This is a genomic window from Arsukibacterium indicum (genome assembly GCF_019100565.1).
GTDB classification, from domain to species: domain Bacteria; phylum Pseudomonadota; class Gammaproteobacteria; order Enterobacterales; family Alteromonadaceae; genus Alishewanella; species Alishewanella indicum.
Window position 1 is genome coordinate 319,839 of record NZ_JAHRID010000002.1, and the last position, 23,568, is coordinate 343,406.

The window sequence follows — 23,568 nt, forward strand, 5'->3', positions numbered from 1 at the left end:
GTTTTTGTTTTATAAAAAAGGTGACCAGGCTGGCGATTTTACCTGTCCATCGATCGCCGGCAGTCGGGCTTTAAAGCGTCCATCCATTGAAACCAGTGCTAACACCTGCGATGAACCATGCATGGTGCTGTAAATTATCATTGAACCATTTGGTGCAATACTGGGTGACTCATCCAGATTCGTTTTCGTCAGTACCTGCAGGAAACGGCTCTGCCGATCCATTTTCGCTATATGGTACTGGCCCTGGGTGCGATTCACCATCACAATGGTGCTGCCATCAGGGGTATAGGCGCCAGCCAGGTTCATCTCACCCTCAAAGGTTAACCGTCTGGTAGTGCCAGTTACTAAATTTACGCTATAAAGCTGGGGATTGCCACCTCTGTCAGAACTGAACACCAGCTCTTTACCATCAGGTGACCAGCTTGGCTCTGTGTCAATTGCGCGATGATTGGTTATCCGGTTTAATGCTTTGCTGGCAATATTAAGGGTATAAATTTCCGGGTTACCGTCTTTTGATAACACCAGCGCCAGACTTTCACCATCAGGTGACCACACCGGCGCACCGTTAATGCCAGGAAAAGTACTGACCACTGTCCGCCGGCCGCTGTAGATATCCTGCACGAAAACCTGTGCCTGACGGCGCTCGAAAGTAACATACGCCAGCTTGGTACCATCTGGCGACCAGCTTGGTGACATTAACGGCTCTTTAGAACGCAGTAAAATCTGCTCATTAACGCCATCATAATCGGCTACCACCAGCTGATATGGGAATTCGTTCGCCGGGCGCACCAGCACGTAGGCAATTTTAGTTAAAAACGCGCCGCGCTCACCTGTCAGCTTCTCATATACAATATCGCTGATCCGATGGGCATACTGGCGGAACTGACTGCCATTAATAGTGGTTTCCCGGCTATCAAGCACATGCTCGTTACTGGTGACCAGTTTACCGGCATTGAGCATTTGCGAATTAGGGCCGCTGTTGCCTTTTAACACGTCGATTAATTCAAAACTAACGCTGTAGCGGTCGATGCCAATTTCATTAATCTGGCCCATAACAATGGCCTCAACCCCCTCTCTGGCCCAGGCAGCATAATTAATTTCGCTGGCTCTGGCCGGTTGTTGTGGCATTTTAATCCGCGCCAACGGACTGAACTTGCCGCTTCGCATCAGATCAGCAGCCACAATTTCTGCCAGATTTTCAGTGGGCCGGGTTGTACCATTAAAACTGAACGGCAATATTGCCACCGGCCTGGCAGAGTCGATGCCTTCGGTTATTACAATTTCCAGTGACGCACGGGCCAGCACAGGGAACAGTAATAGTGTCAGGATAAGGGTCTTTTTCAAAAAATTAGTCATCAGAATTCTGGTGCCACCGTTAAAGTTATATCTTTCAGTTGATTATACACATCAGGGTCGGCAGACATCGGTAAAGTGCCTGCCCGGTTTACCGCACGTATTGCGGCTTCGGCAACCTGCCGGTCACCACTGACATAACGCACGTCTGTCACAAAACCACTGGTCGCCAGCCGGATATTAATCCGAGCTGTTTTACCACGCATGTTTTCATCCACTAATAAATTACGTTGTATAGTGTCACGGATCATCGCCGTATAGCGCTGTACCTCAGTTACCGCCTGCTGGGCTCTGGCCTGGCGCCGTGCTTCAGCTTCCCGGGCCAGTTGCTCCTGCATTTGCCGTTCCCGCTCGGCCTGTTCTCTGGCTTCACGGGCTTTACGCTCCCGCTCAGCCTGAGCTTTTGCGGCCGCTTCTTCAGCCTGACGTCGTTTCTCTTCTGCAGCTTTAGCGGCAGCCTCTGCTTTTTTCTGCTCCGCTTCCCGGGCTTTACGGGCCTCTTCCGCCTGTCTGGCTTTTTCCGCTTCAGCCTGTTGTTTCTTTTGAGCCTCTGCCGCTGCAGCCTTGGATTTACGGGCGGCTTCGTCAGCCTTGCGTTTCTCTTCGGCTACCCGCTGCAAGCGTTGTTCTTCTGCAGCGCGATTACGCTCGGCTTGCTGGGCCCTTCGCTCTAGCGCGGCTATCCGGTCTTCTTCCGCTTTTTTGGCGTCATCCCGGCTTTTCTGAATTTCCGCAACCCGCTGCTCCAGTTGCTTGCGGTCAATAGCCACTGCCTCAACGGGTGCCGGGTTACTTTCTACTGCCTGTTCGGTACTGATAGACAGCTCCACCGTTTTGCGTTTAAAGCTGATATTGGCCCCAAAAATCAGCAGCAGCAAAATAGCGACGTGTAACGCCACTGATTTCGCCAACGGCGCAGTCAGTGCTGGTTTAAGCGTATTAAACTTCATTATCAGTCATTAAACCCACTGCCGGCGCACCGGCATTTTTTAAAACATTAATCAGGCGTATTACCGCTTCATAACTTACCGCTTTATCACCTTTGACAATTACCTGTGTTCCAGGCTCAATTGTCAGCCAACTGGCAACTTCCACTTGCAGTTCGGCAGCCGTAAACGGCCCCTGCTGATTGCCATCTTTCTCGAAATAATACAAACCATCGCTATCGACTGTGGCAACCAGCGGCGTTTTGCCTTCAGTCATCTGGGCGATTGGTTCAGCCGCAGATTTTGGTAGCTCTACTTTCACCCCCTGGGTAATCAGCGGGGTAGTAACCATAAAAATAACCAGCAACACCAGCATAACGTCAATGTACGGCACCACGTTTATCTCGGCCACCATTCGCCGTTTTTTCCGGATGTACATCAGGCAGCCTCTGTGCTGTTAACTGCCTGGCGGTGCAGTATGTTTGAAAACTCTTCCACAAAATTGACGTAGCTGCTTTCCAGCAGTTCTACCTGATGCGAAAACTTGTTGTACGCAATAACCGCTGGAATAGCGGCAAATAAACCAATGGCGGTAGCAATCAGCGCTTCTGCAATACCCGGAGCTACCATTGCCAATGTCGCCTGCTGCACTGCGCCCAGAGCAATAAACGAATTCATAATACCCCAGACCGTACCAAATAAACCGATGTAAGGGCTGATAGAACCAACCGTTGCCAGGAAAGGTAAGTTGGTTTCCAACCGTTCCACTTCCCGCGACAACCCAACACGCATTGCCCGCTGCGCACCTTCCATTACCGCTGCCGGCTGTTGCCTGCTGCTTTTATGTAAGCGGGCAAATTCTTTAAAACCGGCTTTAAACAGCGCTTCTAAGCCATTAATACTCTGCCTGGCACTGACTTCGGCATACAATTTAGACAGGTCAACACCCGACCAGAATTTATCTTCGAATTTCTTCGCATCAGTCAGGGCTTCTTTCAGTACTTTTTTACGTTTAAAAATCATACTCCAGGAGGCAACAGACATCCCCACTAAAATTAACATTACGGCCTGTACTACAATACTGGCATCGAGTAATAAATGAAGAATGGAGATTTCACCTGACACGCGTTAACACCTCTGCAATTTCGGCCGGCATTGGCCGGGCTCTCATGGCCTGCTTATCTACACAGGCAACTTTTATTTCAGCCTGACAAACTAACTGGGCCGAAGCATTATAAATTTGTTGGGTAAAAATGATACTTGCTGATCTTAAGGTACTGATTTGACTCGATACCGTCAATAATTCATTAAACCCAGCGCTTTTTTTGTTATCCATTAAAACCTGAGTAACAACAAAGGCGATATTATTTGACAACAAAATGTCCTGCTCAATACCCAGAGCCCGTAACCATTCAGTGCGGGCTCGCTCAAAGAATTTAAGGTAATTGGCGTAATAGACGATGCCCCCGGCATCGGTATCTTCATAATAAACCCGTACCGGGAATTCGAAGCATGTTTCTGACATTTATAATCACATCTTAATTTAGTGCGTATGATAAATAGCCGGATTAGCAAACTCAATGGCTAACCGCAGCAGAAACTAACTATATTTATTTTCATCCCGCTATTGCTTTACGCTCAAAAAACAGACTCATCTGCGCCAGCGAAGTTCAATCTTCTGAAAAACGGGCTCTTTTTGTTTTAATGCTGATGTCAGCCACAAAAAGTAATCCGAGCTATCATCCACACTGAAACTTAATCACAGATGAATAAAGGCGTGCTTTTAATTCCCGCCTGAAAACTGGCTAATAAAGAGGCACTGTAATAATAGTTTCGCATTAGTTATTTTAATGCCAAGGCGTTAATTTTTCTCGTTTGAAGTAATTGCTCGAACTCATTAATATGTGCCCTGTGTTCTGAGCTAGCGCAAAGGCAAGATAAGAGGGTTATCTTGTTTAGTAAAGTTCACTTCGCAGTGAGACTGATAGTTAAGATTAGTTTTGCTGCTGTTTTATGCATGTTCCCTGGATTTATTGAAGCACTCCTTCAACTTGTTGCTTGCCCGCTCCTTTGAGCGGGCTTTTTTTTTATCCACGTCCCGGCTCGCACTACAGCGTTGTTGCCTGCATTAAAAGGCAAAACTCACATAGTTAACTATGCTCGTCTTACCTTTTAACTTGTCGCCTAGCTGTAGCACCAGCCAGTTAGTGGATAATTTGAAACTGCAGCGGTGTTGGCTGCAGCATCAACCAGTTAGAGAATTCGATGCGACAATTCATTCTGACTTGGGTAAGTCGAAACCGAAATGCTGATAGGCGCGTGGAGAGGCTATCCGGCCTCTTGGCGTGCGTTGAATAAAGCCCTGTTGAATTAAAAACGGCTCTATTACATCTTCAATAGTTTCTTTTTCTTCGCCAATCGCTGCCGCTAAATTATCTAAGCCAACCGGGCCGCCCATAAATTTGTCAATAATGGCCAGGATCAGTTTACGGTCCATGTAATCAAAACCCTCGGCATCCACATCCACCATTTGCAGCGCCTGGCTGGCGATGCTAACCGATACAGTGCCGTCTGATTTAACCTGGGCGTAATCACGTACCCGGCGCAACAGGCGGTTAGCAATACGGGGCGTACCACGGGAACGTCTGGCAATTTCTGTTGCAGCCTCTTTATCTAACTGCAAATTAAGATAAAGCGCTGAGCGTTGAATAATATCGCTTAGCTCATCAACTTTATAAAACTCTAACCGTTGCACAATGCCAAAACGATCACGCAGCGGCGATGTCAGGGCGCCGGCCCGGGTCGTTGCCCCAATCAGGGTAAAGGGAGGAAGTTCAAGTTTAATTGAGCGGGCTGCCGGGCCTTCACCAATCATAATATCCAGCTGATAGTCTTCCATGGCCGGATACAGTATTTCTTCAACCACCGGGCTTAAACGGTGGATTTCGTCAATAAACAGCACATCATTCTGTTCAAGGTTGGTTAGCAGCGCGGCCAGATCTCCCGCTTTCTCTAATACCGGGCCTGAGGTACTTTTAATATTTACGCCCATTTCATTGGCAACTATCATTGCCAGGGTGGTTTTACCAAGGCCAGGCGGGCCGAAAATCAGCAAATGATCAAGTGGGTCGCCCCTGCCGCGGGCCGCTTCTATAAAAATAGCCATTTGCTCGCGCACATGCTGCTGTCCGGTATAATCAGCCAGGGTTTTCGGCCGGATAGCCCGGTCAATTACTTCATCTTCACGGGTCGCAGTGCCCTGGATCATTCGATCAGCTTCAATCATCTTGGCTATATCATACTTTTAAGGGCAGCCATGATCAGTTGCTCACTGCTCATGTCAGCACGTTTCACTAGTTTAACCGCTTTACCGGCCTGCGCCTGACTGTAACCCAGCGCCAGTAAGGCTCCCAATGCATCTTGCTCGGCACTGGCCGGTGGTGCAAAAAACGCATCATCCCCCACCAATGTCAGCTTATCTGTTACCGGTGTATCGCTGACACCCCAGTCTTTTAAGCGATCACGCATTTCTATCACTAACCGCTCTGCGGTTTTCTTACCAACACCCGGTAATTTAACCAGGGTGCTGATGTCATCGTGCAACACACAATGTACAAACTGCTGGGCGGTCATACCGGATAAAATCGTCAACGCCAGTTTTGGCCCCACGCCGTTAGCTTTAATAAGCTGGCGGAACAGGCTGCGCTCGGTGCGGCTGATAAAACCATACAATAACTGCGCATCTTCCCGCACCACAAAATGGGTGTAAATGGTAGTCTCACTGCCCGGCTCTGGCAGCTGATAAAAACTGGTCAGCGGCAGTTGCACTTCATAGCCTACGCCAGCGACGTCCAGCAAAATATCCGGTGCCTGTTTTTCAAGGAGCACACCTTGTAAACGTCCTATCATCGGCCGGTTCTTCTTATTCTGGTTCGTTAAGTATTAACTGGCCCGGTTGGATCAGCGCCGGTTGGATCAGCGTAAGCGGCGACGTACCGTTTTACTGGCCTGACCGGCCAATGCCACCAGGCTTTGTTGAGTATGCCCGTGACATAACGCCACTGCAAGCGCATCGGCAGCATCGGCCTGCGGGCTGGCGCTTAACTGCAACAGCGAACGCACCATATGCTGCACCTGTGCTTTATCGGCAGCGCCAGTGCCGACAACGGCCTGCTTTACCTGGCGCGCAGAATACTCAAATACGTCAAGCCCCGCGTGTTTTGCTGCCACGATGGCAGCCCCCCGGGCTTGCCCCAGCTTTAATGCCGAGTCAGGATTACGTGCCATAAAAACCTGTTCAATAGCAAACACCGAGGGCTGGTTCTGGGCGATGATTTCTGACACACCGTTAAAAATTCGCAATAAACGCTCAGGCAACTCATCGGTACCTAAGCGGATACAGCCACTTGCCAGATAAACGAATTTATTTCCCTGCTGGCGGATCACACCATAACCGGTAAGACGGCTACCGGGGTCGATTCCCAGAATAACACTCACCGTCAGCTATGCTCGCCAAGTAATTCGTCACTGATCTCAGCATTATGGTAAACGTTTTGCACGTCGTCTGAATCTTCCAGCATGTCGATCAGTTTGAAAAAGCGGCCAATGTTGTCAGCATCTACCTGAGCGCGCACAGACGGGATCATATCAATCTCTGCATTGTCAGGATTAAAACCTGCAGCTGCCAGCACCTCTTTAATGTCGTTATATTGCTCCGGACTGGTAAACACCTCAATACTGCCATCGTCATGGCTTTGCACGTCTTCCGCGCCAGCTTCCAGTGCCGCTTCGAGCAAGGCATCTTCATCAATCCCCGGCGCAAACAGCAGCACGCCTCTGCGGGAAAATAAGTAAGCAACGGAGCCGGAAGTGCCTAAATTGCCGTTATTTTTTGTAAAGGCATTACGCACATCAGCAACTGTTCGCTTATTGTTGTCGGTCATGGTTTCAACAATAATGGCGACACCGTTAGGGCCATACCCCTCGTACACCAGCTCTTCATAGTTTTCACCTTCCGTTGCCCCGGCACCACGCTTGATGGCCCGGTCGATGGTATCGCGGGTCATATTTTCTGATAATGCTTTGTCAACTGCCAGCCGCAACCGCGGGTTGGCACTGATATCCGGATTACTGCGGGCTGATACGGTTAGTTCACGAATAATTTTGGTAAATATCTTACTTTTTTTGGCATCCTGGCGGGCTTTGCGATGCTTCATGTTCGCCCATTTACTATGGCCGGCCATCTGTCACTCCTCGCTTGCTCTGATAATCATGCGGCAGCTTACTGCCGCCGCAGGGTTAAACTTTCACGCTATTACTGTTTACTGACAACCTGAATATTTAATTCAGCCAGCTGAGCCGGATTAGCTTCACCCGGGGCATCGGTCAGTGGGCAGGCAGCCGTAGCTGTTTTAGGAAACGCCATCACATCACGGATTGACGTGGCACCCGTCATCAGCATTACCAGCCGGTCAAGACCAAAGGCCAAACCAGCATGAGGTGGCGCACCGAACTTTAATGCTTCGAGCAGGAAGCCGAACTTTTCGTTTGCTTCTTCATCACTGATGCCCAGTAATTTAAATACCTTGGCCTGCACCTCTGCATTATGGATACGGACTGAGCCGCCACCTAACTCAGTGCCGTTCAGCACCATATCATAAGCGTTCGACAATAACGTGGTATGGTCCAGCTGCCCGGTTGGTGTCGCCATAAATGCGGCAGTGTCCAGCGGCGCCGTAAACGGATGATGCACAGCCGTGTGGCTGCCATCGTCGTTCTCTTCAAACATGGGGAAATCTACCACCCATAATGGTTTCCAGCCGGGTACCGTTAATCCCAAATCGTTGCCCAGTTTCAGGCGCAGTGCGCCCATTGCCTCACAGACCACTTTATAACTGTCAGCGCCAAAGAAAATCATATCGCCATTAGCGGCAGCGGTGCGCGCTAAAATGCTCTGGACTATGTCAGCAGTTAAAAACTTCGCCACCGGTGACTGAATACCATCGATACCGGCAGTCACGTCATTTACCTTCATCCAGGCAAGACCTTTAGCACCATAAATACCAACAAAACTGGTGTAGTTATCAATGTCTTTGCGCGAGACTTTATCAGCAGCAGCCGGTACTTTAAGTGCCACTACCCGGCCTTTTGGATCATTAGCCGGGCCGGAAAACACTTTAAACTCAACATCTTTAACTAAGTCGGCAATGTCGACAAACTGCATCGGGTTGCGTAAGTCGGGTTTATCAGAGCCGTATAACCGCATGGCTTCGTGAAAGGTCATCTGCGGAAATTCACCCAGATCCACATCCAGTTGCTGTAAAAACAACTGGCGAACCATTTGCTCTGTCACCGCCATAACCTGCTCAGCGCTCATAAAGGAGGTTTCAATATCAATCTGAGTGAACTCTGGCTGGCGATCTGCCCGTAAATCTTCGTCACGGAAACATTTTACAATCTGATAGTAGCGGTCAAGGCCTGACATCATCAGCAACTGCTTAAACAATTGCGGTGATTGCGGCAGCGCGAAAAACTGGCCCTGATGGGTCCGGCTTGGCACCAGATAATCGCGGGCACCTTCTGGGGTTGCCTTGGTGAGAATTGGCGTCTCAACGTCTAAAAAGCCATTGCTGTCCATAAAGTTACGAACAAAACTAGTGACGCGGGCCCGGAACTTCAGCCGCTCACTCATCACCGGACGGCGTAAGTCCAGATAGCGGTATTTCAGGCGCTGCTCTTCGCTGTTGTCGTGGTTAAAATCCAGCGGCAGCGGCGCCGCTTTATTTAAAATGGTTAAACCGCTGGCGTAGACTTCGACTTCACCCGTTGCCATATCGGCATTGATTTGGGATGCCGGCCGTAACCGCACTTCACCGGTTACCGTAATGCAGAATTCGTTTCTTAAGGTGTAGGCCAGATCAAATAATTCTGTTAAATCCGGGTCACAAATTACCTGTACCATGCCTTCACGGTCACGCAAATCAATAAAAATAACGCCACCAAGATCCCGGCGCCGGTTTACCCAGCCACACAATGAAACCTGTTGCCCGGCATGTTGGGCAGTTAAAAAACCGCAATAATGGCTACGCATTAACCTTTCCTTCTATCTCTTTGGTCAGCCGCTGTAAAATGACCGCCAATTATATAGAAATAGCGCCTAATGTCACTGCCCGTTCATGAAAACTCTCGTTCGGTAAAACTGTAGCCATTTTTACCCTGTTGCTTTGCCAGGTACATTTGTTTGTCTGCCTGTTTGAGCAAAGCACTGCTGTTGGTCGCGTCATGCGGATAAATTGCGATACCAATACTGGCCCCTACCTGCACTTCACCAAAAGACAGCTGCAGCGGTTGGCCCAGCTTATAAAGTATTTTTTCTGCAACAATCGCCGCATCATCACGATGCAGCAGCGCTGTTAGCAATATCACAAACTCATCACCGCCAAACCGGGCCACCGTATCACTTTTCCGGATGCACCCTTCCAGTACCCCAGCCAGTTTCAGTAACAACTCATCACCAGCATCATGGCCATGGATATCGTTTACTTCTTTGAAACCGTCAAGGTCCAGAAAAAGTACCGCCAGTATCTCATTATGCCGGCTGTGTTGCTCAAGTGCCTGATCAATCCTTTCTTTTAGCAGGCTGCGATTGGGTAAACCGGTTAAATCGTCATGGGTGGCCATGTAGCGCATTTTATGCTCAGCTTCGCGCCGCAAGTTCACTTCCCGGCGCAAAAATAAGTTCCAGACAATAAATACGGCTATCAGTACCAGGGTGACAGCCACGACTTGCCAGACAATCTGATACACCCTTTTGCGGTCAATACCCTGGGTTATTTCAAAATCAAACCAGCGCTGATAAATCTGAGTTCGCTCGGTTTCACCAATGCTGCGCAGCCCCTTGTTTAAAATGGCGACCAACGGCTGATAATCACTGCGAACCGCCACCAGCGACGGATAATCTGGCAAATCGTCAATCAGTTGCATTCGTAAATTAATCGCGTTAGAGCGTTTTAAGGCTCGACTACCGGCCTCTACCGAATCCAGCACATAGTCAACCCGGTTAGCCTGCAATAAGCGCAGACCATCCTGTAAATCGCTGATGGTAATAACCTCAACACCGGGTACAATATCAGGCAAGTGCTCTGCCAACTGATAATCGCGGAAGATAGCAATTCGCTTAGTGCGAAGATCGCTGGCGCTTGTAACGTTTTCGCTGTTTATATGGCTTATTACTGCCCATTTCACCGACCAGAAGGGTTCAGTAAAACGAGCATAGGCTTCCCGTTCAGCTAACGGCGAAACATTGGCCACTAAATCGATATTACGCTGCTCCAGATCGATAAGGATCTGTTCAAACTCATCGTAAGGCTGAAGTTCAAACTGAATATTTAACCGGGTAGCCAGAATGCTTAAAATCTCCTGACTCACTCCGGCAACATTGCCATCCTCATCAACAAACTCCATAGGCGGCCAGTTGCTGATAATACCTACCCTGAGCGGTGTATGCGCGGCTAACCAGTCGCGTTCCTCCGGTGTTAGCGGAATCTTATTACTAAAGTCAGCAAAGTAGCTTTGTTCTGGCGAGCTTACCCATTTTTTTTCGATGGCAATAAGTTCAGCCAGCGAGAACTGATTAAAGCCTTCTCTTATCTTCTCTGCCAGCTCAGTGTTTTCAATATGAGTAAACGCATACAGCGGCGCAAATATACGACTTGCCGGCATAACATCGAAGTCACTCGCCAGGTTAAGCTGCTGTAGCCGGTTTTGCGCAATCACCTCGGCCCCGAAAAAACCAGCTATTTCCCCGTCAATCGATGCTTGTGTCAACGATTCAAGTGACGGATAGCGTTTGAACGTTGCACCAGGATATTGCCGCTGCAACTCGGGCAAATAATTGGCATTATTAAAAATGCCAATGTTGCCGCTGAAATTACTGTCCAGTGCTGAAATACTGCTATTTTTCAGCCGGTAAAAAGCCGTACTGAAGCTATATAAATGGTAAGCCTTAATAAGCTGCGGGCTCATGTTTTCGATGTCTGGAAAGCCGATATGAGCATCAATCCGCTGATTAACCAGACTCGCCAGACTGTCACCAGAATTATCCGGAACAAAAGCAATACTGGTGCCGGTTTTCTCTGACCATAAGCGCCATAAATCAACCAGCAGGCCAGTGGCCTCCCCCTGAGACGATACATCCATAAAGGGCTGATTCAGCACGGATAAGCCAAGTAACAGCGTATCATCGTTGTCAACTTTAAAACCCAGCCACTTGCGCTCCAGTTCATTTAAGGTTGCTGCTGATACTGCTGCCGCATAGCTTTCTAACCGGTCGTTTAACGGGGAGTTTAACGGCACGCCAAATACCAGTTTGATAGCCTGCAACGGCAGCTTTTTGTATAGCGGAAACTGGTTATTTAAATCCTGATAAGCAGCGTAGCGTGGTGACAAACGATCCAGTGAAGCAAAGGCTTTCAGGTTACCTGCCAGCGCCTCATCATACATTTGAGTGACGGTCTGGTATTGTCGTAACAACGCGCCAGGCAGACGCTGATTCAATGTCGCAACATGACTGGAGTTTTCGACCACACCAATGGCAAACGGCATTAAATTCTGCAGCGTTTCCACTCTTAGCAAATCACGGTGGACAAACACATTGCTGAAAATGGTGATATTAATGTCGTACAGGTTGTAATCTTTGGCCCGTTGTTCTGTGTAGGCCATACCGCCGTGCAAATCTACCTTGCCAGCATTGAGTAGTGCCACTGTTTCTGGCCACTCGGCCATAACAAACTCAATATTAAACTGCTGCTGGCGGGCAATTTCGCGCCAGTAATCGACCAGCAGGCCATCTGGCCGGCCCTGCTCATCAACAAACATATACGGATAAGTGTCGTTGCTAAGTGCAACTTTTAAGGTCTCATTTGTTCCGTATGCCGCTTCGGCTGTTGCCCGTTCACAGATTACAAAACACAACAACAGGACAGCAGTACAAAATAATCTTCTGATCATGTGTTTAGACTGATAGTTAATGTCATATTGTTGTACCCTTACCGCCCGCATTGGTCAAGTTAAGCACAGTTCCGGATTCATAGCAGACTATTTTGTCGTGCTGCAGTTTGCTTTTGGCTGGTCGCAACAATTCAGGTAAACTAGCGCATTCAGATTTATATCGCGAGTTCAGCCATTCCCGCGCAGCACCGGTGCTTTACATTATGCAAAAAGATCATATATACGCCGAGCCCTTAGCTCAGATCCAGGATTTCCGCTTTGATGATCAGGTAGCAGAAGTGTTTCCTGACATGATTCAGCGCTCAATTCCGGGTTATCAGACCATCATTCAGACTATTGGTAAGCTTACTGCGCGCTATCAGCAAGCCAACAGTCATTATTATGATTTAGGGTGCTCACTGGGAACTGCCAGTCTGGCAATGCGCCGCAATATCAATGTCAGCGGCGCCCGTCTTATTGCGGTAGATAACAGCAAAGCTATGCTGGAGCGTTGTGAGCGGCATTTGCTGGCATTTCGCTCAGACGTTCCGGTAAGTCTGGAGCTGGCTGATATCCGTGATATCAGCATTGAGAATGCCGCCGTAGTGGTTATAAATTTTACCCTGCAGTTTCTGGCGCCAGAGCACAGGGATGCCCTGATCAACAAAATTTACCAGGGTTTAAAGCCCGGCGGTGTGCTGATATTGTCTGAAAAATTTATTGCTCATAGTGACACTACCAATACATTGCTGGTCGATTTACACCTGGATTTTAAACGGGCCAACGGTTACAGCGAGCTGGAAATCAGCCAGAAGCGTTCTGCGCTGGAGAATGTAATGAAGCCCGACACCCTGGCACAGCATCAGCAAAGGTTACAGCAAGCCGGCTTCAGTGAACATAGCCTGTGGTTCCAGTGTTTTAACTTTTGCTCAATGGTTGCAATCAAATAGGCCTGCCGGCCAATACAGGGAAACCCAATGCTTGATTTCACCCCTTTTTATGCAAAATTAGCCAGTAATAAGTTACATGCCTGGTTGCAAACGCTGCCTGCTCAGTTAGCTAACTGGCAGCGCCAAGCCCTGCATGGCGATTTTAAACAATGGCAAAAAGTAATTACCAACCTGCCCGCCACTGATGTCAGCACTATTGAACTGACCAACGCAGTGCAGTTTGGTACAGCAGCGGATATCAGCGAGGGCCAGGCAGAACGGATCCGTTTTTTACTGCAGCAGCTTAAACCCTGGCGTAAAGGCCCTTTTACCATCCATGGCATCGAGATTGATACTGAATGGCGTTCAGATTTTAAATGGGACCGTGTTTTGCCGCACATCAGCCCGCTGACGGGTCGCACAGTGCTGGATGTGGGTTGTGGCAGTGGTTACCATTTATGGAGAATGCGCGGGGCCGGCGCCCAATTCGTGGTGGGCATTGACCCGTCTCAACTGTTTTACAGCCAGTTTCAGGCTATTAAACACTTTAACCCTGATCCTGATGTACATCTGATCCCGCTGGGCATTGACGATATGCCGCCACTTGCCCAGTTCGACACGGTTTTTTCAATGGGAGTGTTGTACCACCGACGCTCTCCAATTGATTTTTTGCAGCAATTAAAACAGCAATTACGCCCGGGCGGCGAGCTTGTGCTGGAAACGCTGGTAGTGCCAGGTGACGAACACACTGTGCTGGTACCTGGTGAGCGTTATGCCAAAATGCGTAACGTCTGGTTTATTCCAAGTACCCTTGCCCTATGCCACTGGTTAAGCCGGCTAGGTTTTAAAGAACCGAAAGTGGTTGATTTAAATACAACCAGTCTGACAGAGCAACGGGCAACCGCCTGGATGGAAAATGAAAGTTTAATTGATTTTCTCGACCCGACTGACCATAGTAAAACCATTGAAGGGTACCCTGCGCCATTACGTGCTGTGATTGTTGCCACCATTTAGTTTAAGAAGGATCCAGTCTGCTATGCCCTACCGCCCCCGCTCAACCCTGGAACAATGGCGCATATTACAGGCCGTTGTTGATGCCGGCGGCTACGCTCAGGCAGCCGACTTATTGAATAAAAGTCAGTCATCACTTAATCATGCTGTTGCCAAATTGCAATCACAATTAGGGGTTGAACTGCTGGAGGTAATTGGCCGTAAAGCGCAACTTACCGATGCCGGTGAGGTAATGCTGCGACGCTCCCGGGTGCTAACCCAGCAAATAGAAGACCTGGAGCTGTTAGCAGACAATATCGAACAGGGTTGGGAGCCCGAAATCAGGGTAGCGGTGGAGCTTGCCTACCCGAAACAATATTTATATCGCGCCTTACAGAAATTTTATCCGCAGAGCCGCGGTAGCAGGGTTCAGATAATTGATACCGTATTAACCGGCACCAGCGAAGTCATTGTTCAGAAAAAAGCTGATTTAGTGATCGCAGGAGTGGTACCCAAAGGCTACCTGGGCGAACCTTTATATGTCAGCCGTTTTATCCCGGTGGTGGGCGCCGGCCATGAGCTGGCCCGCCTGGCAACCCTCGATCAGAACCAACTTAGTCAGTATTTACAAATTGTTATCCGCGATACGGCGCAAAAGCCATTAGAGAATATGGGCTGGTTAAAAGCCGAACAGCGCTGGACGGTCGATAACTTTAACGAGGCTATCGAAATTTTACAGATGGATCTGGGTTTTTGCTGGTTGCCCGACTTTACAGTGACCGAAGCGCTGGCAAAAGGCTCACTGGTTCAAATCCAGCTAAATAAAAGCTCAGAGCGGCTGGTACCTATGTCATTGTTAACGCCGCAGGAAGAGACACTGGGGCCTGGCAGTAAACAATTACGCCAGTTAATTCTGGCTGAACACCTTAAATAAGGATAGCTATGCAAACAACTGAAATAAGCAAACTGATGCAGGAATCTGCCCGCGATGCGGTCAGTTACGTGGCAGAGCAGCATAAGCTGCAGCTTGATTTTAGCCTGAGCAGCTTGCAGGAAATTGATGCTGTACTGGCTACCCTGCATCAGCATCAACAACAGCAAAGCCATTCTGCTGAGTTAATTTTTACATTAAGTAATATTCTTGGCGCCTACATAGGTGAAGTTTTTATCAGCAACTATGGCGGCAACTGGCACAGCAATACCGCCGATAACGCTGCACCCTACATTGCTGTACAACTATCGGACAAAGAATTCCCATTTGCATCAGTATGTTACCATAAAATAATGCAAGACAACTCCATCAGTGTTGCCGACTATGTCAAACAAGCTGCTGCAAATGTCATGCAGTAATGCTTTTGTCGGCGCCATTAAGCAGGTAAAATACGCGCCGATTCAGCCAACCAACCAAGCCAATCGAGGAAAGCCGTGAGCAAGCAAAACACATCTTTAAGCTACAAAGACGCCGGAGTTGATATAGATGCCGGCAATGCCCTGGTAGATCGGATTAAAGGCGCTGTAAAACGCACGACCCGTCCGGAAGTCATGGGAGGCTTAGGTGGCTTTGGCGCCTTGTGTCAGATCCCGGCAGGCTATAAAGAGCCGGTACTGGTTTCTGGTACCGACGGTGTTGGTACCAAGTTACGGCTGGCGATGGACTTAAAACGCCACGATGGTGTTGGTATCGATTTAGTGGCCATGTGTGTTAACGATTTAGTTGTGCAAGGCGCAGAACCACTGTTTTTCCTGGATTACTATGCCACGGGTAAACTTGATGTTGATACCGCTTCCGCTGTGGTTGGCGGTATAGCAGAAGGCTGTGTGCAATCAGGTTGTGCTTTGGTCGGTGGTGAAACAGCTGAAATGCCGGGTATGTACCATGGTGACGATTACGACATCGCCGGTTTTTGCGTAGGCGTGGTTGAAAAAGCTGACATTATTGACGGCAGCAAAGTTAAAGCCGGTGATCAGCTGATTGCATTGGCGTCATCAGGCCCTCACTCCAATGGTTTTTCCCTGATCAGAAAAGTACTGGAAGTCAGCGGTCAATCAGCTGACACTTTACTTGAAGGTAAAAGCCTGGCCGACCATTTGCTTGAACCAACCCGCATTTACGTTAAAAACCTGCTGGCGCTAATTAAGCAAATGCCAGTGCATGCACTTTGCCACATCACTGGTGGTGGCTTCTGGGAAAATATTCCGCGGGTACTGCCAGCTGACACCAAAGCAGTAATAAACGGCAAAAGCTGGCAATGGCCGGCTATTTTCAAATGGTTACAGCAGCAAGGCAATATCAGCCAGCATGAGATGTACCGCACTTTTAACTGTGGCGTTGGTATGTTGTTAGTGGTACCTGCCGACTCGCTGCAAGCCGCACTGGCTAACTTGCAAGCTGCCGGTGAAACAGTCTGGCATCTGGGCGAGATCCAGAGCGCGGCTGATGGTGAAGAACTCGTTATTATCAACGAATAGGGCTGTCGATGAAATCTATAGTAGTACTGATTTCAGGAAATGGCTCCAATCTGCAGGCAGTAATCGATGCCTGTGCCAGCGGTTTTATCGCTGGCCGGGTGTCGGCAGTTATCTCCAATAAAACGGCAGTATATGGGTTACAGCGTGCAGCCGAGGCAGGCATTGCAAACCACGCCTTGAGCCATAAAAACTTTGCCAGCCGTGACGCATATGATAAAGAGTTAATTACCCTTATTGACAGCTATAAACCCGATTTGGTGGTGTTGGCCGGCTTTATGCGGATCCTGACCGCCGGCTTTGTCAGCCACTACAGCGGAAAATTATTGAACATTCATCCGTCTTTGCTGCCGAAGTATCAGGGATTAAACACTCACCAGCGGGCAATTGATGCCGGCGACACTGAACATGGCTGTAGTGTGCATTTTGTGACAGAACAGCTTGACGGTGGCCCGGTAATACTGCAAGCCAAAGTGCCGGTGTTCCCTGAAGATGATGCCAATACTGTCGCTGCACGGGTACACGAGCAGGAACATCAGCTTTACCCGCTGGTTATCCGCTGGTTCTGTCAAAACCGTTTACAACAACGCGGCGATAAGGCATGGTTAGATAATAATTTATTGTCGGAACAAGGATATGCAAACGATGAGGACGAATTTTAAATGGCGCCTGCTGGCGTCATTGCTTTTAACCAGCCTGCTTACTCATTCCGGAATAACTTACGCTCAAACTGCCCCTGATCCACAAACTGCTGAACAATCGGCTCAGTTTCGTCAATTTTCTGCCGATTATCTGGTTTACCGTGCCGGCAAAAAGCACGGCGAAGCCAATCGCTATCTCAAATTCAAAAATGATCGTTACCAGATGGGCTACAGCAGTGACATTAGCTGGCTGATTTTTAGTGATAAACGGCAGGAAACCAGCGAGTTTGTGGTTAACAATGATAAAGTTCAGCCACTTAATTATGTGATGAAACGCCGGGGTACCGGCCCGAGCCGCCATTACGAGTTACATTTAGATCCGGCAAAAGAGCAATTAACTGTAGGTAAATCAAAGGAAGTTAAACAGGGCAGCTGGCAGGATGACTGGCTGGATCCGCTTAGCTATCATCAGCAACTGGTAATTGATCTGCGTGCCGGTAAAACTGAGTTTTTTTATGAAGTGTTAAATCGCAACGGTAACAGCAAAACCTATCATTACAAGGTGATAATGGAAGAACCACTGGCACTGCCTTATGGTACCGTGCGCACTTTACGGATTGCCAGAATGGATGATCCGGAAAAACAAGTTTACGCCTGGGTGGCACCAGAGCTGGATTATATGCTGGTGCGTTTATGGCGTGGCGAAGACAATGTTGAGCAATTTGATGTGCAATTACATAAACTTGAGTTTATAACCCCTTAGTTGCCCCCTCTTCCGGTTGCGCCTGTATGACATTTCTTAGCGTCAATACAGGCGCAACCGGCAACTCCTGGCAACAGCAGCTCCCTTTATACAAGTCACGCCAACTGAGCCAGCAGCTGGCCTTTCCGCGTATAAATCATTGTCATCATTTATTTGCAGATACAATTCTGAGAAAAGCCGGATATCGCTTGCAACTTTTTTCAAAGCAATCTAAGCTTAACAGTTAGTGGTCTGACCTCTTATTTAATTGGGAGTTAACAATGAACGTAGTCTTTCTAATACTTGCCATCGTCGTGGCAATCGGTGCTTTAGCTTATTATCGCGCCAGCTTAACCATGTTTACCGCTGCCATTGCTGCGTTATTAGTTGTTGGCAGTCTGACTGATACCTCAGGTATTGTTGCCTGGCTGATATTTTTAGCGGTAGCACTACCACTAAATATTGCCAGTGTCAGACAGCAATACATAACCAAACCGGTGTTAGGTTTATATCGCAAAATTATGCCGGAGATGTCGACCACTGAAAAAGAAGCAATTGATGCCGGTACCACCTGGTGGGAAGCGGATCTGTTTCGTGGCAACCCTGACTGGCACAAAATGCACAATTTCCCCAAGCCACGCTTAAGTGCCGAAGAACAGGCATTCCTCGATGGCCCGGTAGAAGAGCTACTGGCAATGGTTGATGACTGGCACAGCACTCATGAACGTGCCGACTTGTCACCAGAGGTTTATGACTATCTGAAAAGCAAAGGCTTTTTCGCCATGATCATCGCCAAAAAATATGGTGGTTTGGAATTTTCTGCTTATGCGCAATCTTGTGTGCTGCAAAAACTAACCAGTAAAAGCATGATGCTATCCAGTATTGTTGGCGTGCCTAACTCGTTAGGCCCGGGCGAACTGCTGCAACACTATGGTACAGATGAGCAGAAAAACCATTATTTACCGCGGCTGGCAAAAGGTCTGGATGTACCCTGTTTTGCGCTGACCAGCCCCGAAGCCGGTTCTGATGCCGGCGCCATTCCTGACTTTGGTATCGTCTGCAAAGGCGAATGGCAGGGTAAAGAAGTGTTGGGCATGCGCCTGACCTGGAACAAGCGTTATATTACCCTGGCGCCCATTGCTACCGTATTAGGCTTAGCCTTTAAATTGTACGACCCTGAAAAACTACTGGGCGATAAAGAAGAGCTGGGCATTACCTGTGCGTTAATTCCAGCCAATACGCCGGGCGTAAAAATCGGCCGCCGTCATTTCCCGTTAAATGTTCCTTTCCAGAATGGTCCTACTCAGGGCGATAATATTTTTGTGCCACTGGATTACATTATCGGTGGCGCACCGATGGTTGGTCAGGGCTGGAAAATGCTGGTTGAGTGTTTGTCTGTTGGCCGTGCTATTACCCTGCCTTCTAACAGCACCGGTGGTATTAAAGCTGCAGCAATGGCAACCGGTGCGTATGCCCGCATTCGCCGTCAGTTCAAACTACCCATCGGTAAAATGGAAGGTGTGGAAGAAGCCATGGCTCGGATTGGTGGCTATGCCTATATGGCTGATGCCTCAACGACTATGTCGGTTGGCGCTATTGACCTGGGCGAAAAGCCATCGGTTATTTCAGCCATTACCAAATACCATATGACCGAGCGGATGCGCACCGCCATTAACGATGCGATGGATGTGCACGGTGGTAAGGGTATTTGTATGGGTCCAAACAACTATCTGGCCCGTGGTTATCAGGGTGCGCCGGTTGCTATTACGGTAGAAGGCGCCAATATCTTAACCCGCAATATGATTATCTATGGTCAGGGCGCCATCCGTTGTCATCCTTATGTGCTGGCCGAGTTACAAGCGGCGCAACTGGAAGATGAAGGCGCTGCAATCACTGCCTTTGATAAAGCGGTATTTGGCCATATCGGTTTTGCAATCAGTAACTTCTTCCGGACATTCTGGTTGTCATTAACCGGCGGCATGTTCAGCCATGCACCTTACAACGATGCAACGGCAAAGTACTATAAGCAGATGAACCGGTTCAGTGCTGCGATGGCACTGATGTCAGACGTGGCGATGGCGACTCTGGGTGGTGATTTAAAACGCCGTGAGCGTATTTCAGCCCGGTTGGGTGATATTTTAAGTATGCTGTACTTAACCTCGGCCGTGTTAAAGCGCTTTAATGATGAAGGCCGGCAGGTACAGGATTTGCCGCTGGTGCAATGGGCCTGTGAAGACAACCTGGCTAAAGCCCAACTGGCACTGGATGAGTTATTTGATAACTTCCCTAACCGGGCAGTAGGTGTGGTATTAAAACGTGTGGTATTCCCATGGGGCCGTACCTTGCGTAAAGCATCAGATAAAGTGGAACATCAGGTTGCCCGTATTATGCAAACCCCTTGTGAAGCGCGTTCTCGTTTAGGCGCACATTTATATCTGACTAACGAACCTGGTAACCAGTTAGGCCGGGTAGAACAAGTGCTGCTGGATATTCTGGCTGCTGAACCGCTGTTTGATAAAGTTGCTAAAGCAGCCAATAAGCGTCTGCCATTCTACCGCTTGCATGAAGTAGCCGACTTAGGCCTGGAACTTGGGGTCATCAGTAAAGATGAAGCTAACAAGTTACGCTTAGCAGAAGAAGGCCGCTTATTCGTTATTAATGTCGATGACTTCGAGCCGGAGTATCTGGCAGCGGATAACAGCCTGACGCAACAGCCTAATGGTGCCGATGCCCTGAATGAGCAACAAGCTAAAAAAACCAAAGCGGCCTGATTAATATTGCCACTTTAATAAAAAAACCTGCCAGCTGGCAGGTTTTTTTTGCCTGATAGTTCAGTAAATTAATGCTGAGCTATCACTACTAATGCTCAGCTGTCAGAAGTTAACCACTAACGGCGCAGAGCATTGGGCGGTGCTATCAAGACATAAACGGTAAGTAGCACTGTTTACTGCCGGGTTTTTAAACTGATCGTTATAACGACCAGGCCGGCTTAACGTTGTTACCGGTGTATCATCCCGATATAGCGTTAATGCCTGCTCCGCATCACTGCTCCAGCGTAATTGCACCAATGTGGCGCCTGAGCGGCTACGATTAACCCGGATTAGCTCCAGATTAATATCCAGTGGCGGATATACCGGTGCCAGCTGCAGAGCCACAATTACCGGATCATGATCTGACGAGCGATAGGCATCCGGCGCATAATAATCAAATAGTTGCTGCTCAGTTTTAAATTCGGTGTTGTAATCAAGCGCAATAGGTTCATCAGCATTGATGTTCCATTTTGCCGCATCTGCCAACACATCCAGAGCATGTTGATTTAACAAAGCATGGTCAAGTGAGCCAACCAGGCCCTGAAATACATAGCCGTAACTGTCGGTTTTGCCAAGCACTTCAAACACATTGTAATAGCCAGCGGCTGCCAGTGTTGTGATAGGATCTTCTTTCGCGTAAGCGTTTAAATCACCGATAACCAGGGCCGGAATATCTGCAAAATGTTGCTCAGCAAAAATACCTATCGCTTCTGCAGCCCGGGTCCGGCTCAGATTGCAGTTGCCCTGCCCGTCGCCGGTATCGCCATCTGCTGAGCCACAACCTGAACCTTTAGATTTAAGATGATTAACCATTACCGCAAATTCAGCGTTGTTCTCCAGCAAGCGGAACCGCTGAGCTAACATCGGCCGGTTACGGCTATCATCAAACAGTGGCTGGCCGCTGCCATCAAGTGCTGAATTCGCAGAATCCAGTATCCGCGTTGCTTCAGCAGGCACCAGCAAATCTGCACGGTACAGCAAGCCGACGCTGATTTCATCTGTGCCGATAGGGCTTACCTCAGGCTGCACAAATTGCCAGTCCATCTGGCCCGTTGCCTCTCGCAGACCTACTACTAAATCGGCTATAGCTGAGGTGCTGGCAAAGCCATCATTTTCCAACTCCATCAGGCCAATTACTGTCGCATCCAATCCTGCCATGGCGGCCAGAATTTTCGCGCGCTGGCGCTCAAACTCGAGGGCAGAATCTGCACCGCGCGAGGTTGGGAAACCACCGCCTAAACCATTACCATTAAAGTAATTCAGCACATTAAAGCTGGCGACTTTGACATTACCATCAGCCTGCAGAGCCGGGCTCAAACTTCTGGGATTATCAGCGAGAATAGTCACTGGCGCGTTGGGCATAATCCGGTACTCATTAAATGAGTAATGTAACGTACCTGTCAGGCCGACCACAGAATCACCACCTCGCACCGGATTAGCTGCGCTCAGTCCCGGTACAGGATAAGGTACCAGTGCCGGATTTTGCACGGTGCTATTATCATCCAGAATAATCCGGTTTAATTGCTGCGCCTCAGCCAGGGCAATAGCCTCAGCACCCGGTGCCACCACCTGAGTTGGCGTGTAACGCCGGCCACTTGCTAAAGTAAGTTCGCCAAACCGGCCCAAAGTAAAAGTGTCGTTTACTGTCAATGGCTGGGCAAAGCTAACCAGCATACCTTCATGCGCTTCCCAGTTAGCCATATCAGGTACTGGCAGCGTTAATGCCGCAGCTGCCGGCAATGCCGACGTACCGCAATCAACGTTAGCAGCAATACCCGTCAGTTGAGTCATGGTAAAGAATTCAGCCACATTAGCTTGTAATCTTACCCGCTGGCCGGTAGCCACGGTCAGATTAGCACTACCGGTGTACACGAAAATCCCTTCCGAGGTCATCGGGTCATTGTCTTCTGTACCTGGCAGAGACTGAATGGTGAAGCCCTGCAATCCTGGTAAAGTTTGGGTCACTACGGCTTCAACCACCAGCGCCTGGCCAACTAACGGGCTGGCATCACCACTTCCCTGGATCTGATGAATGGGTGTATACGGTGCACCACAGCTTAAATCAAACTCCGGATCCGGGTCTATCGGATCACCACCTTCTCCGTTAAACAAACCGATATCACTGAAGTCATCCTGGGCAAAGCCGAGCCACTGATCTGCAGGCTCAAACGTATCAAAGGGGTTTGTATCATAGCTAACTGCAGCACGACGTAAGGTATCGTTAGCAGTGGTTATACTGCCCGATCCCCAGCTGCCACTTGGCCTGAAACCTACCTGGCCAATACTGTCTACCACCACATCATTCTTGGTTAATGTAATTGCATCATCACCATTCCACAGGCCGCCACCTACTGTCTGATCAGCAAGTAACAGCAGTTCTTCCGCTGCACTTGCAGAAGCAAAGACGTAAGTTGCCCCCGGGGCCAGTTCACCATTTAACGCAACGCTGACGCTGGCGCTGCTACTACCATTAAAAAATACGTTAATCCGATAATCTGCCAGATTAAGGCTGCTATCAGTCGGGTTATAAAATTCTAATGCCTTATTGTTTCCTGAACCTTCAACATATTCTGAGATGAAGAGTTCAGCATACGCAGTTGGAGCCAGCAGCATAGCAACACTGGCGGCTAAGATTGTTTTTTTCATCGCGGATCCCTGAGATTATTGTTATAAAAAAAATAAAGCGTCTTACCATAGCGCTAATTTATGTCACTTTCATTAACC

20 protein-coding genes are annotated in these 23,568 nt (G+C 48.7%); 8 read left to right on the forward strand and 12 right to left on the reverse strand.

The window, feature by feature from the left end; all coding sequences use genetic code 11:
* Positions 1 to 9: 9 nt before the first annotated feature.
* From tolB to KQY15_RS06070, 11 genes are all read right to left on the reverse strand, one after another.
* Positions 10 to 1,356: a Tol-Pal system beta propeller repeat protein TolB gene (gene tolB / locus KQY15_RS06020; protein ID WP_217668215.1), complete on the reverse strand. Its 1,347-nt coding sequence runs from the start codon at positions 1,354 to 1,356 to the stop codon at positions 10 to 12.
* Complete coding sequence (gene tolA, locus KQY15_RS06025; protein WP_217668217.1) at positions 1,356 to 2,303, reverse strand: cell envelope integrity protein TolA; 948 nt, start codon at positions 2,301 to 2,303, stop codon at positions 1,356 to 1,358. Before tolA ends, tolB begins: the two co-directional genes overlap by 1 nt.
* Entirely contained in the window at positions 2,293 to 2,718 is a 426-nt protein-coding gene (gene tolR / locus KQY15_RS06030) for a protein TolR (RefSeq protein ID WP_217668219.1), read from the reverse strand. Before tolR ends, tolA begins: the two co-directional genes overlap by 11 nt.
* Entirely contained in the window at positions 2,718 to 3,404 is a 687-nt protein-coding gene (tolQ, locus tag KQY15_RS06035; RefSeq protein WP_443627108.1) for a protein TolQ, read from the reverse strand. Before tolQ ends, tolR begins: the two co-directional genes overlap by 1 nt.
* Positions 3,394 to 3,804, reverse strand: a complete 411-nt coding sequence (gene ybgC, locus KQY15_RS06040) for a tol-pal system-associated acyl-CoA thioesterase (protein ID WP_217668221.1) — start codon at positions 3,802 to 3,804, stop codon at positions 3,394 to 3,396. Before ybgC ends, tolQ begins: the two co-directional genes overlap by 11 nt.
* Before the next feature lie 750 nt (positions 3,805 to 4,554).
* A complete protein-coding gene (gene ruvB, locus KQY15_RS06045) occupies positions 4,555 to 5,565 on the reverse strand; it encodes a Holliday junction branch migration DNA helicase RuvB (protein WP_217668222.1) in 1,011 nt (336 codons plus the stop codon).
* Between the two features lie 5 nt (positions 5,566 to 5,570).
* Positions 5,571 to 6,188, reverse strand: coding sequence for a Holliday junction branch migration protein RuvA (gene ruvA, locus KQY15_RS06050; protein WP_217668224.1), 618 nt, complete (start codon positions 6,186 to 6,188; stop codon positions 5,571 to 5,573).
* Positions 6,189 to 6,254: 66 nt separating this feature from the next.
* The gene (gene ruvC, locus KQY15_RS06055) at positions 6,255 to 6,776 is read right to left on the reverse strand and encodes a crossover junction endodeoxyribonuclease RuvC (protein WP_217668226.1); all 522 of its coding nucleotides are present in this window, start codon (positions 6,774 to 6,776) and stop codon (positions 6,255 to 6,257) included.
* Between the two features lie 2 nt (positions 6,777 to 6,778).
* Positions 6,779 to 7,522: a YebC/PmpR family DNA-binding transcriptional regulator gene (locus tag KQY15_RS06060; protein WP_217668228.1), complete on the reverse strand. Its 744-nt coding sequence runs from the start codon at positions 7,520 to 7,522 to the stop codon at positions 6,779 to 6,781.
* 71 nt (positions 7,523 to 7,593) lie between these two features.
* The gene (gene aspS, locus KQY15_RS06065; RefSeq protein WP_217668230.1) at positions 7,594 to 9,369 is read right to left on the reverse strand and encodes an aspartate--tRNA ligase; all 1,776 of its coding nucleotides are present in this window, start codon (positions 9,367 to 9,369) and stop codon (positions 7,594 to 7,596) included.
* An 83-nt stretch (positions 9,370 to 9,452) separates the two neighbouring features.
* A complete protein-coding gene (locus KQY15_RS06070) occupies positions 9,453 to 12,287 on the reverse strand; it encodes a transporter substrate-binding domain-containing protein (protein ID WP_217668232.1) in 2,835 nt (944 codons plus the stop codon).
* Between the two features lie 203 nt (positions 12,288 to 12,490).
* On the opposite strand from KQY15_RS06070, the gene cmoA reads away from it, so the two are divergent.
* The 8 genes from cmoA to fadE all read left to right on the forward strand — a co-directional run bounded on the left by cmoA (position 12,491) and on the right by fadE (position 20,805).
* Positions 12,491 to 13,216, forward strand: coding sequence for a carboxy-S-adenosyl-L-methionine synthase CmoA (gene cmoA / locus KQY15_RS06075; protein WP_217668234.1), 726 nt, complete (start codon positions 12,491 to 12,493; stop codon positions 13,214 to 13,216).
* Between the two features lie 27 nt (positions 13,217 to 13,243).
* A complete protein-coding gene (cmoB, locus tag KQY15_RS06080; RefSeq protein WP_217668235.1) occupies positions 13,244 to 14,209 on the forward strand; it encodes a tRNA 5-methoxyuridine(34)/uridine 5-oxyacetic acid(34) synthase CmoB in 966 nt (321 codons plus the stop codon).
* A 22-nt stretch (positions 14,210 to 14,231) separates the two neighbouring features.
* Positions 14,232 to 15,119: a LysR family transcriptional regulator gene (locus KQY15_RS06085; protein WP_217668237.1), complete on the forward strand. Its 888-nt coding sequence runs from the start codon at positions 14,232 to 14,234 to the stop codon at positions 15,117 to 15,119.
* An 8-nt stretch (positions 15,120 to 15,127) separates the two neighbouring features.
* A complete protein-coding gene (locus KQY15_RS06090) occupies positions 15,128 to 15,535 on the forward strand; it encodes a hypothetical protein (protein ID WP_217668239.1) in 408 nt (135 codons plus the stop codon).
* Positions 15,536 to 15,610: 75 nt separating this feature from the next.
* A complete protein-coding gene (gene purM, locus KQY15_RS06095) occupies positions 15,611 to 16,654 on the forward strand; it encodes a phosphoribosylformylglycinamidine cyclo-ligase (RefSeq protein WP_217668241.1) in 1,044 nt (347 codons plus the stop codon).
* A gap of 8 nt (positions 16,655 to 16,662) precedes the next feature.
* Positions 16,663 to 17,313, forward strand: a complete 651-nt coding sequence (purN, locus tag KQY15_RS06100; protein ID WP_217668243.1) for a phosphoribosylglycinamide formyltransferase — start codon at positions 16,663 to 16,665, stop codon at positions 17,311 to 17,313.
* On the forward strand, positions 17,297 to 18,055 hold the full coding sequence (locus KQY15_RS06105; RefSeq protein WP_217668245.1) for a DUF3108 domain-containing protein: 759 nt from the start codon (positions 17,297 to 17,299) through the stop codon (positions 18,053 to 18,055). The genes purN and KQY15_RS06105 overlap by 17 nt, the downstream gene beginning before the upstream one ends.
* 260 nt (positions 18,056 to 18,315) lie before the next feature.
* A complete protein-coding gene (gene fadE / locus KQY15_RS06110) occupies positions 18,316 to 20,805 on the forward strand; it encodes an acyl-CoA dehydrogenase FadE (protein ID WP_217668247.1) in 2,490 nt (829 codons plus the stop codon).
* Between the two features lie 102 nt (positions 20,806 to 20,907).
* Here the strand turns inward: fadE and KQY15_RS06115 are convergent, their stop codons facing one another.
* The gene (locus KQY15_RS06115) at positions 20,908 to 23,490 is read right to left on the reverse strand and encodes an ExeM/NucH family extracellular endonuclease (protein ID WP_217668249.1); all 2,583 of its coding nucleotides are present in this window, start codon (positions 23,488 to 23,490) and stop codon (positions 20,908 to 20,910) included.
* Between the last annotated feature and the right edge of the window lie 78 nt (positions 23,491 to 23,568).

Excerpts from the sequence above, each read along its gene's own strand:
- tolB (WP_217668215.1), bottom strand. The coding sequence starts at position 1,356 with ATGACTAATTTTTTGAAAAAGACCCTTATCCTGACACTATTACTGTTC.
- tolA (WP_217668217.1), bottom strand. The coding sequence starts at position 2,303 with ATGAAGTTTAATACGCTTAAACCAGCACTGACTGCGCCGTTGGCGAAA.
- tolR (WP_217668219.1), bottom strand. The coding sequence starts at position 2,718 with ATGTACATCCGGAAAAAACGGCGAATGGTGGCCGAGATAAACGTGGTG.
- ybgC (WP_217668221.1), bottom strand. The coding sequence starts at position 3,804 with ATGTCAGAAACATGCTTCGAATTCCCGGTACGGGTTTATTATGAAGAT.
- ruvB (WP_217668222.1), bottom strand. The coding sequence starts at position 5,565 with ATGATTGAAGCTGATCGAATGATCCAGGGCACTGCGACCCGTGAAGAT.
- ruvA (WP_217668224.1), bottom strand. The coding sequence starts at position 6,188 with ATGATAGGACGTTTACAAGGTGTGCTCCTTGAAAAACAGGCACCGGAT.
- KQY15_RS06060 (WP_217668228.1), bottom strand. The coding sequence starts at position 7,522 with ATGGCCGGCCATAGTAAATGGGCGAACATGAAGCATCGCAAAGCCCGC.
- aspS (WP_217668230.1), bottom strand. The coding sequence starts at position 9,369 with ATGCGTAGCCATTATTGCGGTTTTTTAACTGCCCAACATGCCGGGCAA.
- KQY15_RS06070 (WP_217668232.1), bottom strand. The coding sequence starts at position 12,287 with ATGATCAGAAGATTATTTTGTACTGCTGTCCTGTTGTTGTGTTTTGTA.
- cmoA (WP_217668234.1), top strand. The coding sequence starts at position 12,491 with ATGCAAAAAGATCATATATACGCCGAGCCCTTAGCTCAGATCCAGGAT.
- cmoB (WP_217668235.1), top strand. The coding sequence starts at position 13,244 with ATGCTTGATTTCACCCCTTTTTATGCAAAATTAGCCAGTAATAAGTTA.
- KQY15_RS06085 (WP_217668237.1), top strand. The coding sequence starts at position 14,232 with ATGCCCTACCGCCCCCGCTCAACCCTGGAACAATGGCGCATATTACAG.
- KQY15_RS06090 (WP_217668239.1), top strand. The coding sequence starts at position 15,128 with ATGCAAACAACTGAAATAAGCAAACTGATGCAGGAATCTGCCCGCGAT.
- purN (WP_217668243.1), top strand. The coding sequence starts at position 16,663 with ATGAAATCTATAGTAGTACTGATTTCAGGAAATGGCTCCAATCTGCAG.
- KQY15_RS06105 (WP_217668245.1), top strand. The coding sequence starts at position 17,297 with ATGAGGACGAATTTTAAATGGCGCCTGCTGGCGTCATTGCTTTTAACC.
- fadE (WP_217668247.1), top strand. The coding sequence starts at position 18,316 with ATGAACGTAGTCTTTCTAATACTTGCCATCGTCGTGGCAATCGGTGCT.
- KQY15_RS06115 (WP_217668249.1), bottom strand. The coding sequence starts at position 23,490 with ATGAAAAAAACAATCTTAGCCGCCAGTGTTGCTATGCTGCTGGCTCCA.